The following is a 15,534-nucleotide window of genomic DNA, read 5'->3' on the forward strand; positions in this document are numbered from 1 at the left end:
AATAAAATATTTTATTAATCAAAATAAATGATTATCAAATAAATACAATCTTATTAATTTACATCATAAGATATTAATCAGTAAAAATATAAATTGAGCTCCTACTTCTTATAACAAAGAGAATTCAATATATAATATTAACGAAAACTCTCTTCATTTATTGCATATGTTTATAATTAAAAATATATTAGTTTGCTGACTTAAATTAATAGCCACACATTTGATAAAATATTTCATTATTAAATTATATATTAAAATAATTTTTTTTATATTTCATAATATACATTTATACTAGTAATTAAATTTCTTATCTCTTTCAATAAAAAGATTTTATATAGAATATAAGAATATTTTAACAACAAAAAATATAAAAAAAATCATGTGTCCTTCCGATAAATTCAAAAAGACACATGATTTTATAAGGATTTCATTTATTATCAGAGCTTAGCTTTAATAGCCTTTGTCTCTTCCTCATACCCCGGTTTCTCAAGCAAAGCAAACATATTTTTCTTATAGGCTTCCACACCTGGTTGGTCAAACGGATTCACACCTAACAAATAACCACTAATGCCACATGCCTTTTCAAAGAAATAGATAAGTTCCCCCAAATACTTTTCAGTAATTTCCGGCATCTCAATTCTTAGATTTGGAACCCCTCCATCTACATGCGCAATTTGTGTACCTAATTCAGCCATTTTATTTACTTGGTCAACTCTCTTTCCCGCCAAAAAATTCAGACCGTCCAAATTATCTTCATCAGTCGGAATAGTTACATTATATTTCATTTTATTTACCGACAAAACAGTCTCAAAAATAGAACGTTCCCCATCTTGTATCCACTGTCCCATCGAATGCAAATCGGTAGTAAAATCAACTGAGGCCGGGAAAATACCTTTATGATCTTTGCCCTCACTTTCGCCATAAAGTTGTTTCCACCATTCTGCAAAAAAATGAAGTTTAGGATTGAAATTCACTAAGATTTCAATTTTCTTGCCTATCTTATAAAGGGCATTTCGAGTTGCAGCATATATAGCAGCCGGATTTTTTTCAAAAGGGACCTCTGCTCCACATAACTGCTCCATCGACGCTGCACCAGACACCAATGAACGTATATCAAATCCAGCAACAGCAATAGGNTTTGTAACCTTCCATATCAGCTAGTTTACGTAATGCACCACGAGCAGCATCAGTCACAGCAATAATACGATGTTTTGCTTCTTCTTTTCCTACCTGTGCTTCCAATTGCTTTTTCAACAAACGAAATGCAATAGCTGGCTCTGTCGTTGTTCCTGATTTTGAGATATTTATCAATCCGAATTGCTTCCCAGCTAATACTTGCTGTAACTCATATAAATAATCTTCTCCTATATTCTGTCCAGCAAAAAGAACTTGAGGATTGTTTCCATTTCCTTTTATTTGAGCAAATGTATCAGAAAGAGCTTCAATTACAGCTTTAGCACCCAAATAGCTTCCACCAATGCCAATTACAACCACAATCTCGCACCGCTCTCTCAATTGCTTAGCTGCAGCCTCAATTTCTGAAAGATGAGCGTCTGTAATAGATGACGGCAAATGTAACCATCCCAGAAAATCATTCCCTTTTCCAGTACCTTTATGTAATTTTTCCATACTTTCTGCTACCTCTTTCTCATAAGCGAAAACCTGCTCTTTAGTAACAGAACTTAATGCTTTGTCAATGTTTAATTGAATCGTCTCCATGCAAAGATTATTTTTAGTTGTTATTGTTCGGTTATTTACCGATATCAAAATTAGATATTATTCTTTATAAAAACAAAAGAGATATTGTTATTCAATATCTCCTTTAAACTCTTTTATCTAAATGTTTCTGTCAACCGCTTTATTTCAGCAAATGATGACATCTTATTATACAAAATATTATATACTGTATCAAGAATCGGCATATCTACATGATACTGCTCATTTATTTCCTTGATACATTTTGTCCCATAATACCCCTCTGCAACCATTTCCATCTCTATCTGGGCTGTCTTTACTGAATATCCCTTTCCTATCATAGTTCCAAAGGTATGGTTACGGCTAAAACGAGAATATGCAGTCACCAATAAGTCACCCAAATATGCCGACTCACAGATATTCCGTCTCATGGGATGTACAGCTTTCAAAAAACGATCCAATTCCTGTATAGCATTCGATATCAAAACAGCCTGAAAATTATCTCCGTACTTCAATCCATAACAGATACCCGCAGCAATTGCATAAACGTTTTTCAAAACCGACCCATACTCTATTCCTTCAACATCTTTTGATGTACTAGCTTTCAAAAAATGGTTACCCAACAATTCTGTTATCTTTCTTGCTTTTAGAGTATCAGGACATCCAATTGTCAAATATGAAAGTCTTTCCAATGCAACTTCTTCAGCATGACACGGCCCCCCTATAACAGCCAGATTGCTATCGGGTATATTATAAAACTTTTTCAAATAATCCGTAACAATCATATTTTCGTCCGGGACAATACCCTTTATAGCTGATACTACAAACTTCTTATCCAACGGCTCTTTTAACTTCTTCAGGTGCTGTTTTAAATAAGGAGATGGAGTAACTAAAATAAGTGTATCTGATTCTTTTACTACTTTATTTAAATTAGTAGTAAAATTTATACGACTTATATCGAATTTTACACTCGACAAATAAACCGGATTATGCCCTAATCTTTTAAAATCATCTATTCGGTCGCGCCGACGCATATACCAATTTATCGATTCGGCATTATACAATACCAATTTTGCAATAGCCGTGGCCCACGTTCCACCACCTAATATAGCGACTCTTCCGGGAAAACTCATGTCTCTGAAGCTTTTTATTTTGCATTCTCGACCCAAGCCCTTACCTCATCAATAGTCGGGTTGGATAACTCAAGTTTATATTTTTTATTTACGCCACAAATTTCTTGATGCAATTTGTTCGGATTAGCTTCCACAAGCATATCAACAGTCAAATAGCCCGCTTTTTGTAAAGGTGCTACCCATTCTTGAGGTATCCCAACAGCTACATACTTTGATTCAGGATCTTTCTTCTTTGTCTTTTCCGGACGCATTTGCGGAAAAAATAGAACTTCTTGTATTGTGGTTTGCCCTGTCATCAACATAACTAAACGGTCCATACCGATACCCATCCCAGAAGTCGGAGGCATACCATATTCCAAAGCACGAATAAAATCGTTATCAATAAACATAGCTTCATCATCTCCTTTCTCAGACAAACGAAGCTGTTCCTCAAAGCGAAATCGTTGGTCTATCGGATCATTCAACTCAGAGTAAGCATTACAGAGTTCTTTACCATTAACCATCAATTCAAAACGCTCAGTCAGTTCGGGATTATTTCTATGCTTTTTGGTTAAAGGAGACATCTCAATCGGATAATCGGTAATAAAGGTCGGTTGTATGTAATTACCCTCACATTTCTCACCAAAAATCTCATCAATCAGTTTTCCCTTGCCCATAGTATCATCTACCTCAACTCCTATTTTTTTACAAACTTCACGTAATTGAGCCTCATCCATACCAGAAATATCAATTCCTGTAAATTCCTTAATGGAATCAATCATCGTTACTCTCTTGAAAGGCGTCTTAAAACTAATAACATTATCACCAACTTTGACTTCTGTGGAACCATTTACATCTAAGCAAATCTTCTCAAGCATCTTCTCTGTAAAATCCATCATCCAATTATAGTCCTTATATGAAACATAAATTTCCATACAAGTAAATTCTGGATTATGTGTACGGTCCATGCCTTCATTCCGGAAATTTTTTGAAAATTCATAGACTCCCTCAAAGCCTCCCACAATAAGACGCTTTAAGTAAAGCTCATCTGCTATACGCAAATACAAGGGTATGTCTAAAGCGTTATGATGAGTAATAAACGGACGAGCAGCAGCTCCACCAGGAATCGATTGCAAAATAGGAGTTTCTACCTCCATATACCCTTGTGCGTTAAAATACTCACGCATCGAGTTGTACACTTTGTTTCGCTTGATAAATATATCTTTAATTCCTTCATTTACTACTAAATCGACATACCTTTGGCGATATCGTAATTCTGGATCTTCAAAAGCATCATATGCTACACCATCTTTCATCTTTACGATAGGTAATGGCCGTAGCGATTTAGATAAGACAGTCAGCTCTTGAGCATGAACAGAAATTTCACCCATTTGTGTACGGAACACATATCCTCTTATACCTACAAAGTCTCCAATATCAAGCAATTTCTTAAATACAGTATTATACATTTCCTTATTCTCTTCCGGGCATAAATCATCTCTTGAAATATAAACCTGTATACGACCTTTGGAATCTTGTAACTCCATAAACGAAGCTTTTCCCATAATACGGCGACTCATAATACGTCCAGCAACAGACACTTGACGAGGTTCTGCATCATCTTTAAACGAAGATTTTATTTCATCTGTATAAGCATCCACTTTATACTCTGCGGCCGGATATGGCTCTATACCGAGATTCCGTAATTCCTGCAAACTATTACGTCTAATTATCTCCTGTTCACTTAAGTCCAATATATTCATGTGCAATAAAATTATTTATCTTATTGGAAAACTATATATTATGCCTACCTTCTATTCTACATTTTACAATAATAGCAGAAAAATAAAAACATAAAACGGCAAATTTTTACAAAAATACAAAACTTTGCCCGAAGTCTAAATACGATTTCCACTAATTTTCCATCGTGAACCAGCATATCTTCTTTAATTATATTTTATAAAAAAAAATGAACACTTTTTATAAGTATAAAAAATTTTAAAGCAATAAAAAAGGACATCTTTGAAAGATGTCCTTTTTCGCTTAAAAAAGCAATTTCTTACTTTCTGATTCCAAGCTCCTTGATAATAGCACGATATCTATTGATATCCACTTTGATTAAATAGTCAAGCAAACGACGACGTTTACCTACTAACATTTTAAGAGCTCTTTCTGTGCTATAATCTTTGTGATTTGACTTTAAATGTTCAGTCAAATGAGAGATACGGTATGAGAATAATGCTATCTGTGCTTCAGGTGAGCCAGTATCAGTATTGGACTTTCCGTATTTCTCAAAGATTTCTCGTTTTTTCTCAGAAGTTAAATACATTTTCTGCTGATTTTTTTGTTAATAAATTCTTTGAGGGCACAAAGGTATATATTTGTTTTTGAAAAACAATATTTTATTGCTATTTTTATTCCTAAACAAGAAATTTTGTTTGATAAATGTATTAAATAATGATTTCAATCTTTTAAAACTACTGATTATTAAACGCATTCTAAAAAAAATTATACTACCTTTGCGCGACTCAAAATAAATTATATGCAGAAAATTAGGAATATTGCAATTATTGCTCATGTCGATCACGGTAAAACAACACTGGTTGACAAAATGCTTTTGGCCGGACAGTTATTTCGAGAGAACCAGAACTCCGGCGAGTTAATTCTCGACAATAATGATCTTGAACGTGAACGAGGAATCACAATCCTGTCCAAAAACGTTTCAATCAGATATAAAGACTATAAAATCAATATTATAGATACTCCTGGGCATGCAGATTTCGGAGGAGAAGTAGAAAGAGTTCTCAATATGGCTGATGGTTGTCTGCTACTAGTTGACGCTTTCGAAGGCCCTATGCCTCAAACCCGGTTTGTTTTACAAAAAGCTATACAAATGGGATTAAAGCCTGTAGTCGTTATCAATAAAGTAGACAAACCCAACTGTCGTCCTGATGAAGTAAATGAAATGGTATTCGATCTGATGTTCAGCCTTGACGCAACAGAAGAACAGCTCGATTTCCCTACTATTTATGGTTCTGCTAAACAAAACTGGATGTCAACAGATTGGAGAAAACCAACGAATAATATCACTCCTTTATTAGACGCTATTATTGAATATATCCCAGAACCCAAATATCTTGAAGGGGCACCTCAAATGCTAATTACCTCTCTCGATTTCTCATCTTATGTAGGACGTATTGCCATTGGCCGTATTCACCGAGGAGAACTTCGAGAAGGCATGGATGTAGCATTATGCAAAAAGGACGGGTCTTTCACCAAAAGCCGTATCAAAGAATTGCACTTATTTGAAGGCTTAGGACGAACAAAAGTTGAAAAAGCCAGTTCTGGTGATATATGTGCTTTAGTTGGAATTGAAGGATTTGAAATTGGAGACACAATCACCGACCTGCAAAACCCAGAACCTTTGCCCCGTATAGCAATTGATGAACCTACGATGTCAATGACCTTTACCAATAACGACTCTCCTTTCTTCGGAAAAGATGGTAAATTTGTCACTTCCCGCCATATCGCAGAACGCCTAACTAAGGAACTCGACCGCAACTTAGCATTACGCGTTGAAAAAGCAGAAAACGCAGATGTATGGACAGTATATGGACGAGGTGTCCTACACTTATCCGTTCTTATAGAAACTATGCGACGTGAGGGGTATGAGCTTCAAGTAGGACAACCTCAAGTAATCATCAGAGAAATAGATGGTGTAAAATGTGAACCTGTAGAGCAACTAACAGTTAATCTTCCCGAAGAATATGCCAGTAAAATCATCGATATGGTTACTCGCCGAAAAGGAGAGCTACAATCAATGGAAACACAGAATGACCGTATACATATGGAATTTACCATTCCTTCCCGTGGAATCATCGGTTTAAGAAATAATGTTCTTACAGCATCAGCTGGAGAGGCCATTATGGCCCATCGCTTTCTTGAGTACCAGCCTTGGAAAGGAGATATAGAACGCCGGACAAACGGTTCTCTTATTGCCATGGAAGCCGGTACTGCATATGCATACGCTATAGACAAATTACAAGACAGAGGTAAATTCTTTATTTTCCCACAAGAAGAAGTATATGCCGGTCAGGTTGTCGGAGAAAATGCAAAAGAAGGTGATATTGTTGTAAATGTTACCAAATCAAAGAAACTAACCAATATGCGAGCTTCAGGGGCTGATGACAAAGCTAAAATTATCCCACCAATTGTATTTAGTCTAGAAGAGGCTCTAGAATATATCAAAGAAGATGAGTACGTCGAAGTGACTCCTCATCACTTGCGTATACGTAAAATTATTTTAGATGAAACTGAACGCAAACGAAGCAATAAATAAGGACAAAAAAGAGGCTGAAATTTTAGAATTTCAGCCTCTTTTTTGTCCTTATTTAATTTAGTGTATTTACTCTTCTACATCTTCGTCTACAGTATCCTCACTCAACAAAGCCTTCAACCTATCTCTATCCAGAATCATAATCTCACGAGTAGTATAATCAATGATTCCCTCATCTTTCAGTTCATTCAAGGCACTGACGAAAACTGAACGCTGCACTCCAAAGAAAGAATACAAATCCTTCTGTTTACAAATAACTTTGATATCTGTTGACCTCCGTTGAGTAAAACAAAGTACCCAAAATGCCAGTTTCTCCTTCACACTACCCGAAGACAAAGATAGAAATGTCTCGATACTTTTTTGTGAACGTCGAGATATTATATTTAACAAATTAATTAAAACAATCGACTCAGATTGTAAGATATTTACAAATGTTTGTTTATCCAACTGCATAATCCCTGTATCTTCTACTGCATAAATATCAGCAGGATAATAAGTATTACGTCCAAACATATGATTCGGAGCTAACACATTGGGTGCATGTAAGACTTCTGATACTCGGATTTTTCCATTTCTATTAACCATCTCGGAACGTACACTCCCAGATATCAAGAATTTAAGATGTGTACATTCTTCACCTCTAGAAACTACTACTTCTCCAGGTTTATATTTGAGGAAGTGAAATTTAGTTTTTTCGATTATCCCCGAAATGCTAGTTCTACTTACTCCTTGGAATAAGGGCAACTGCATAAGTACTTCGTACATACTATCCATTATATTCATCGTTTTAGTAAGCCAAATTTATAAATAATAATCATATCCTTACTCAACTAAACATAAAATCATCTTAATTGTTTAGAAACTATTGATTTATTTTTTTTTCGTTAACTTTGTAGCCATTAATAAAAAACAATAGACCTATGCCTAGCTTAAACTTTAATTTTCAAGAAATTGCAAGTGCTTTCATTGTATTGTTTGCTGTCATTGATATTACAGGACTGGTCCCAATAATCATTAGTCTGAAAGAGAAAGGGAACGATATAAATGCAGGAAAAGCGGCTTTTTACTCTTTAGCAACATTTATAGCTTTTCTATTCATGGGTAATGTGATTTTACAACTATTTCACGTAGATATTTCATCTTTTGCCATAGCTGGTTCGTTAGTTATATTTGTAATGGCTATTGAAATGATTTTCGGTGTGGAAATTTTTAAAATGGACGGGCCTGCAGGAAGTACAACGCTTGTACCTATAGTATTTCCTCTTATCGCCGGAGCCGGCTCTTTTACGACATTATTATCATTACGAGCACTCTACGGCTTGGCCAATATCCTTATTGCATTAGTTCTAAATATTATTATCATATATATTGTTATACGTAATGTACATATTCTTGAAAAATTATTAGGTAAAAGCGGAGTATATGTACTAAGAAAATTCTTTGGTATCATTCTTCTCGCTATTTCTGTAAGAATGTTTATTGATAATCTGGCAAAATTATTGGCTACTCTTTCTTAAAAACAGTAATTTTCTATATTTCCACTTTACCACAAACTTCAATCATTATTATTTTCCCATTCGGGAGATGATGGCTTATTTGTATTTGAACACAAATCCGAATCTACATTTTCCGGCCCATCTTCATCACATTTTTCATCATCATCAATATATTTCTTTCTCTGCGGGCCATGCTTTCGGTAAGCAACAGCCAAAATAGCTCCGGATAAAGCTCCGCCTAAATGTCCTTCCCATGATGTCTCCACATTAACCAACTCCGCAATAGGAAACATATTCCAAATAATACTTCCGTATAAAAATATAACCACTAAAGAAACTGCAATAACCGGAGCATGCCTTCGAATTATCCCACTCAAAAAAAGAAAGAAGATAAATCCATATATCAATGAGCTAGCTCCGACATGCCAACCTGGACGTCCAGCTACCCAAATAAAAATCCCAGACAAAAACCATATCCATATAAAGACTTTAGGTGCTATATCAGAATAAAAATAAAATAGCAGCCAACCCAAAACCAAAAGGGGAATAGTATTTGCCAATAAATGATAAAAATCTGAATGGATAAATATATGAGTAACAATACCAAAGAGACCTTCCGCTTTTCGAGGTTTTATCCCTAAATGGTAAAAATTCCATCCCATCCCCCACTCCAAAAAAGTAAACATCCAAAGTATAAAGAGATAGAGAAAAGGAGGGACAAAGGCTAAAATCATTTTTTTAGGTTCTGAAACCACAAATGTCACCAAAATATTTTCATTTTCTATAACATATAGATTCTCAAATATACTAATTTTTTTATAAAGAAACAATAAAAAAAACGGTAAAAATAATTTATATGAAAAATGTTTCATTTTCTTAAAATAAGCACTCTAAAAATTTTGATTATTTAATTACAATACATATATTCGTCGGTAAGAAATGTAAAATCTAATACATTATTTTGTTAACCGACATTTTATCAATTAATAAATATGAGCTATCTGAAGTTTGACAAAAGTTTAATGATCAATCTGGAACAATCTCTTCCAAAAGAGATGTTACGTACAAACAAATCGGGAGCTTATCATTGTACAACAATTGTCGATTGCAATACCCGTAAGCAACACGGGTTATTGGTAATACCGATTCCTGAGTTGGACAATGATAATCATGTATTGTTATCCTCATTAGACGAAACCGTAATTCAACACGGTGCACCTTTCAACTTGGGATTACACAAATACCAAGGTGATTGCTACAGTCCCAACGGACATAAGTATATCCGCGAATTCAATTGCGAATCAGTTCCACAAACAGTCTATCGAGTAGGAGGTGTGATTCTGACCAAAGAAAAAGTATTTATTTCTCATGAAAATAGAATACTCATTAAGTATACTTTGGTAGACGCACATTCAGAAACGACCTTACAATTTAGACCTTTTCTGGCTTTCCGCAACGCCAACTCTTTATGTATAGAAAACGACCAAATTAATAAGAGTTACGAAATTGCAGAAAATGGCATCAGTTGTTGCTTATACCCCGGATATCCTCGGTTATACATGCAATTCAACAAACAAGTATCTTTTACATATCAACCTAATTGGAATAAAGGTATAGAGTACATTAAAGATCAAGAACGTGGATTTGAATACAAAGAAGATCTCTATGTTCCCGGATATTTCGAATTGCCGATAAAAAAAGGAGAAAGCATCATCTTTTCAGCAGGTGTGGGAGAAATAAAGCCTCGTTCTTTAGCCTCAATGTATAACAAAGAAATCGGAATGCGTACTTGCCGTACCAGTTTCTTTAATTGTCTAAAAAACTCTGCACAACAATTTTATCTAAAACGAGGCAAAGACAATTATTTATTGGCAGGTTATCCTTGGTTCAAAGTCAGAGCACGAGACAGTTTCATCGCTCTCCCAGGATGTACATTGGCAATTGGAGACCAGAATATGTTTGAGTCCATTATGAATACGGCAGAAAAAGCTCTCAAACATTTCATGGCAACTGGAGAATCAGATGCCGTAATACAGGAAATAGATACACCAGATACATTGCTTTGGTGCATATGGGCTTTACAGCAGTATGCCAAAGAGACATCTCTAAACACATGTACTGCCAAATATGGAAAATTCATTGAATCTATAATCGAGTATATCCGAAAAGGCAAGCATCCAAACCTGTTTTTACATGAAAATGGTCTACTATACAGCAACGGAAAAGAAAAAGTTATCTCTTGGATGAATTCTGCTCGCTATGGTCACCCTATTATACCACGCAGTGGATATTTAGTTGAATTTAACGCTCTATGGTATAACGCATTGCGATTTGCAGCATCTATCGATGCAGATGAAGCTCACGATGTCAAAGCAGATATATTGAACGAATTGGCTGATAAATGTGCTATTTCATTTAAAGACATGTTTTTAAATGACTGCGGTTATTTATATGATTATGTAGACGGGAACTATGCAGATTGGAGCGTACGTCCTAATATGTTATTTGCCCTATCTCTCGATTATTCACCTTTAGATAAAAAAGAGCGGAAAATCGCTCTTGAAGTCGTTACCAGAGAGTTATTGACGCCCAAAGGCATTCGAACTCTGAGCCCGAAAAGTCATGGTTACAATCCTACATACGTAGGTTCACAAGAAGAAAGAGAAAACGCATATCATCAAGGAACTTCACGCCCATGGCTGATGGGAGCCTACACCGATGCCTACCTGAAAGTGTTTGGATTTAGTGGAGTCTCTTTTTTAGAAAGAATGCTGATAGGATTTGAAGAAGAAATGTCGAATAACTGTATTGGTAGTATATCTGAATTATTCGACGGTAATCCGCCTTTCACAGGGCGTGGCGCCATAAGTTTCGCGGCGAATGTCGGTGAAATATTGAGAGTTCTTAATTTATTGAAAAAGTACAACCACATATAAAAACCACGCTGTATGAAAGCACTGATGTTTGGATGGGAATTTCCTCCACATATCCTCGGAGGTTTGGGCACTGCAAGTTACGGCCTTACTAAAGGTATGGCCGAATGCGGTGATATGGAAATTACATTTGTTATTCCTAAACCATGGGGAGACGAAGATAAAAGTTTTGCACATATCGTAGGCGCTGGTAATACTCCGGTTGTTTGGCGCGACATTCCTTGGGAGACAGCTTGTGAACGTCTCAGCTACTGCATGAATCCTCAAGAATATTACAGCTTGAGAGACCATATATATGCAGACTTTAGCTATATGCATACTAATGATTTGGGATGTATTGAATTTTCCGGACGTTACCCCGATAACTTGCTTGAAGAAATAAATAATTACTCAATCGTTGCCGGAGTCATCGCTCGAACTTATCCTTGTGATATCATACATTCCCATGACTGGCTTACTTATCCAGCCGGAATCCATGCAAAACAGGTAACTGGCAAACCATTAGTTATACATGTGCATGCAACTGATTTCGACCGAAGTCGCGGGAATGTAAATCCGACGGTCTACGGAATTGAAAAAGATGGGATGGATCAAGCTGACCATATCATTACTGTAAGCAATTTAACAAGGCAAACAGTTATAGAAAAATATCACATTGACCCAGCCAAAGTTACAACTGTACATAATGCCGTCGAACCATTGAGCGAAGACATTATGGCCATACAAGTACCTAAAAATACTAAAGAAAAGGTTGTGACATTTTTGGGCCGTATTACAATGCAAAAAGGCCCAGAATATTTTGTCGAAGCTGCTGCTCGAGTTCTAAAAAAGAGTAATAATGTACGTTTCGTCATGGCAGGAAGCGGTGATATGATGAATAAAATGATACGTTTAGCAGCACAAAGAAATATCTCAGATAGATTCCATTTTACAGGCTTTTTAAAAGGGAAACAAGTATACGAAATGTTGAAAGCCAGTGATGTGTATATCATGCCATCGGTTTCAGAGCCTTTTGGAATTTCACCTCTAGAGGCTATGCAAGTGGGTGTACCATCTATTATTTCTAAGCAATCAGGATGCGCCGAAATCTTAACAAATGTCATCAAAACTGATTATTGGGATATTGATGCTATGGCCGATGCTATATATTCTATCATAACTTATCCTGCAATGTATCAACAGCTTAAAGTCCAAGGGAAACTCGAAGTTGACGAAATCAAATGGAAATATGCCGGACAAAAAGTCATCGACATCTATCACAAAGTGATACAAAAAAAATAACTCTTTTATTAATGAATTAAATGCTATAAATATATGAAAACTATCTGTTTTTATTTTCAAATCCATCAGCCATTCCGCCTGAAACGTTATCGCTTTTTCGACATCGGTAACGACCATTATTATTATGATGATTTCAACAATGAAGAAATCATGCACCGTATTGCACAACGATCTTATATACCAGCCAACTATACTTTGCTAGAGATGATTAAAAACTCAAATGGCAAATTTAAGGTAGCATTTTCTATTTCAGGAATAGCACTTGAACAACTAGAAATTTATGTTCCAGAATTTATTGATAGCATGAAAGAATTGGCCAAAACTGGTTGCGTCGAATTTCTATCTGAAACATATGCCCACTCATTGGCTTCACTAAAGGATCCTATAGAATTTGCTAATCAAGTAAAAATGCATGATGACAAGATAGAAGCTTTGTTTGGACAACGCCCCAAAGTCTTTCGCAATACTGAGCTAATCTACTCTGACGATATAGCTTGTCAAATAGCAGATATGGGATTTAAAGGTTGTATCACTGAAGGTGCAAAACATATTCTCGGGTGGAAAAGTCCCAATTACCTATACAATTCAGCTGCAGCTCCCAAACTAAAACTATTATTGAAAAACTATAAAGTAAGTGACGACATATCCTTTCGTTTTTCTAACTATGAATGGAGTGAATACCCTCTTACAGCAGACAAATTTATTGGATGGATTGCTAACACCCCTGAATCTGAACAGATTGTAAATCTCTTCATGAATTATGAAACATTAGGAGAACTACAGCCTCGTGAAACAGGTATATTCGAGTTTATGAAAGCCCTCCCTCGTTTTGCCGAAGAAAAAGGAATCGGCTTTGCAACTCCAACAGAGATTATATCAAAAGTAAAACCCGTAGACTCTTTATCTATGCCATATCCGATTTCTTGGGCCGATGAAGAAAGAGATACGAGTGCCTGGCTGGGAAATGTTCTTCAAAACGAAGCTTTCGAAAAACTTTATTCAGTTGCAGAACGTGTTCGATTATGTGACGATCGCCGACTAAAACAAGACTGGAACTATTTACAAACCAGTGACCACTTTTATTATATGTGTACTAAACACTTCAATGATGGAGCTGTACATAGTCACTATAGCCCATACGAAACTCCCTACGAAGCATTCACCAATTACATGAATGTATTGAGTGATTTTATTGTCAGAGTAGAAGCCCAATATCCAGCAGAAATAGAAAACGAAGAATTAAATGCTTTAATTACAACGATTAAAAACCAGGCTTCGGAGATAGAAATCTTACAAAAAGAGCTAAAATCTGCAAAGCTTGAGAAACAACAGGCTAAAACCAAGGTCGAAACTTCGAAATCTAAAGCAAAAGTCACAGCCAATAAAAATACAAAAGCTACGGTTTCTTCAAAAACGACAACTAAAGTCTAAATCAAATTTTATAAAAGATAATATGAGGCTGCCTAACAACAAAAACGAAATTATCTAACTTTTTCATTGTTAGGCAGCCTCATATTTTTAATAAATTGATGATTGAAAAAAGAAAATACTATATGTCAAATGCTATACTGAATACTTTTTCTGAAATCATATCAATTTTCCACTCCTTTGTACTACTCACATAGTAACTATTACATTCTTTATTACAACACAGTCATAAGTCTTTTCTTCTATAATACAAAAAAGGCTGCTTACACAAGCAGCCTGATTCGTTTTATTCAAAGAAAATATATAAAAAGCTAGTCAGTCATCTCTTCTTCCTCCCAAAAATATGAGAATGTAATACACCAAAGTCGCCAATGAACTCAATGCTGCTACCACATAAGTATAAGCAGCCCACCTTAAAGCATCTTTTGCTTTATCATGGGTATTCATATTTGTTATACCTGCACTCTCAAGCCATGCTAAAGCCCTCTGGCTAGCATTTATTTCTACTGGAAGCGTTACAAAACTAAATAAGGTAGTCAATGCAAATAATATAATACCAAATAACATCAATTGGGGGAATACTTGTAATGTCAGTATCCCAGCTAATAATACCCATTGCATCCATTGTGATGCAAAACTCACAACAGGTACTAATTTGGAGCGCATTGTCAAAAAAGAATATGCCCGTGCGTGCTGAACAGCATGTCCACATTCATGGGCAGCAACTGCTGCAGCTGCTATACTATTGCTATAATATACATCCTGACTCAAATTTACAGTATGAGTTTCCGGATTATAATGATCGGTAAGGCGTCCTTCTACCGAAATCACTTTTACATCATTTATTCCATTATCTCGCAACATCTTTTCGGCAATATCTTTTCCCGTAAGACCATTCGGAATAGGAACTTTAGAATAGTTATCAAACTTTGCCTGTAACATTTTCTGTACGGCAAAACTGATCAAAGCAAATACAATAAATATTATATATATTCCCATTTTAAATTTCTATTCTCATTTACATGACAAATATAGAGATAAAATACAGACATAAATGTTAATAAAACATCCGATTAAAAACAAATTATGTTAATATGCAAATATTCCACTTTGTACTTCAAATGAATGTTTTATTTTTATATATCTTATTTTCAATAACTTATAGACAAAATATAGTTTTTTTTAATCATACTGTATATAATTTTATTAAATAAAACAGAGAAAGGCTATATTGAAAAAATAAGATTTTATAC

Annotated in this window: 11 protein-coding genes and 1 pseudogene; 5 read left to right on the forward strand and 7 right to left on the reverse strand. The window is 35.3% G+C overall.

The features are described 5' to 3' along the window. Nucleotides 1–437: 437 nt before the first annotated feature. The 4 genes and pseudogenes from BN2628_RS09365 to rpsO all read right to left on the reverse strand — a co-directional run bounded on the left by BN2628_RS09365 (nucleotide 438) and on the right by rpsO (nucleotide 5,136). A pseudogene (locus tag BN2628_RS09365) lies at nucleotides 438–1,719 on the reverse strand (glucose-6-phosphate isomerase). A 113-nt stretch (nucleotides 1,720–1,832) separates the two neighbouring features. After that, nucleotides 1,833–2,828, reverse strand: coding sequence for an NAD(P)H-dependent glycerol-3-phosphate dehydrogenase (locus BN2628_RS09370; protein WP_021930654.1), 996 nt, complete (start codon nucleotides 2,826–2,828; stop codon nucleotides 1,833–1,835). A 14-nt stretch (nucleotides 2,829–2,842) separates the two neighbouring features. Continuing rightward, nucleotides 2,843–4,570, reverse strand: coding sequence for a lysine--tRNA ligase (gene lysS, locus BN2628_RS09375; RefSeq protein ID WP_044225769.1), 1,728 nt, complete (start codon nucleotides 4,568–4,570; stop codon nucleotides 2,843–2,845). A gap of 296 nt (nucleotides 4,571–4,866) precedes the next feature. Next, nucleotides 4,867–5,136, reverse strand: a complete 270-nt coding sequence (gene rpsO, locus BN2628_RS09380; protein WP_021930652.1) for a 30S ribosomal protein S15 — start codon at nucleotides 5,134–5,136, stop codon at nucleotides 4,867–4,869. Between the two features lie 213 nt (nucleotides 5,137–5,349). Here rpsO and typA point away from each other — a divergent pair, with 213 nt between their 5' ends. Next, the gene (gene typA, locus BN2628_RS09385) at nucleotides 5,350–7,146 is read left to right on the forward strand and encodes a translational GTPase TypA (protein ID WP_021930651.1); all 1,797 of its coding nucleotides are present in this window, start codon (nucleotides 5,350–5,352) and stop codon (nucleotides 7,144–7,146) included. Nucleotides 7,147–7,212: 66 nt separating this feature from the next. On the opposite strand, the gene BN2628_RS09390 is transcribed toward typA, so the two are convergent. Next, on the reverse strand, nucleotides 7,213–7,926 hold the full coding sequence (locus BN2628_RS09390; RefSeq protein ID WP_055096972.1) for a Crp/Fnr family transcriptional regulator: 714 nt from the start codon (nucleotides 7,924–7,926) through the stop codon (nucleotides 7,213–7,215). Between the two features lie 137 nt (nucleotides 7,927–8,063). On the opposite strand from BN2628_RS09390, the gene BN2628_RS09395 reads away from it, so the two are divergent. Further along, nucleotides 8,064–8,660, forward strand: a complete 597-nt coding sequence (locus BN2628_RS09395; RefSeq protein WP_021930649.1) for a MarC family protein — start codon at nucleotides 8,064–8,066, stop codon at nucleotides 8,658–8,660. 38 nt (nucleotides 8,661–8,698) lie between these two features. Here BN2628_RS09395 and BN2628_RS09400 read toward each other — a convergent pair whose 3' ends face one another. Beyond that, a complete protein-coding gene (locus tag BN2628_RS09400) occupies nucleotides 8,699–9,373 on the reverse strand; it encodes a rhomboid family intramembrane serine protease (RefSeq protein WP_055097159.1) in 675 nt (224 codons plus the stop codon). A gap of 258 nt (nucleotides 9,374–9,631) precedes the next feature. Here BN2628_RS09400 and BN2628_RS09405 point away from each other — a divergent pair, with 258 nt between their 5' ends. Genes BN2628_RS09405 through BN2628_RS09415 form a run of 3 tightly spaced genes read left to right on the forward strand, consistent with a single transcriptional unit; the run spans nucleotide 9,632 to nucleotide 14,284 of the window. Continuing rightward, nucleotides 9,632–11,575, forward strand: coding sequence for a glycogen debranching enzyme N-terminal domain-containing protein (locus BN2628_RS09405; RefSeq protein WP_055096973.1), 1,944 nt, complete (start codon nucleotides 9,632–9,634; stop codon nucleotides 11,573–11,575). Between the two features lie 12 nt (nucleotides 11,576–11,587). Further along, nucleotides 11,588–12,853 carry a glycosyltransferase family 4 protein gene (locus tag BN2628_RS09410; RefSeq protein WP_021930646.1) on the forward strand — a complete coding sequence of 422 codons (1,266 nt, stop codon included), beginning with the start codon at nucleotides 11,588–11,590 and terminating at the stop codon, nucleotides 12,851–12,853. Between the two features lie 33 nt (nucleotides 12,854–12,886). Continuing rightward, nucleotides 12,887–14,284 carry a glycoside hydrolase family 57 protein gene (locus tag BN2628_RS09415; protein WP_021930645.1) on the forward strand — a complete coding sequence of 466 codons (1,398 nt, stop codon included), beginning with the start codon at nucleotides 12,887–12,889 and terminating at the stop codon, nucleotides 14,282–14,284. Nucleotides 14,285–14,596: 312 nt separating this feature from the next. Here the strand turns inward: BN2628_RS09415 and BN2628_RS09420 are convergent, their stop codons facing one another. After that, nucleotides 14,597–15,280 (reverse strand): zinc metallopeptidase, encoded by a 684-nt coding sequence (locus BN2628_RS09420; protein ID WP_021930644.1) that lies wholly within the window; start codon nucleotides 15,278–15,280, stop codon nucleotides 14,597–14,599. Nucleotides 15,281–15,534 lie beyond the last annotated feature (254 nt).

It is taken from the genome of Gabonia massiliensis (genome assembly GCF_001403595.1).
In the GTDB taxonomy this organism is placed as follows: domain Bacteria; phylum Bacteroidota; class Bacteroidia; order Bacteroidales; family Coprobacteraceae; genus Coprobacter; species Coprobacter secundus.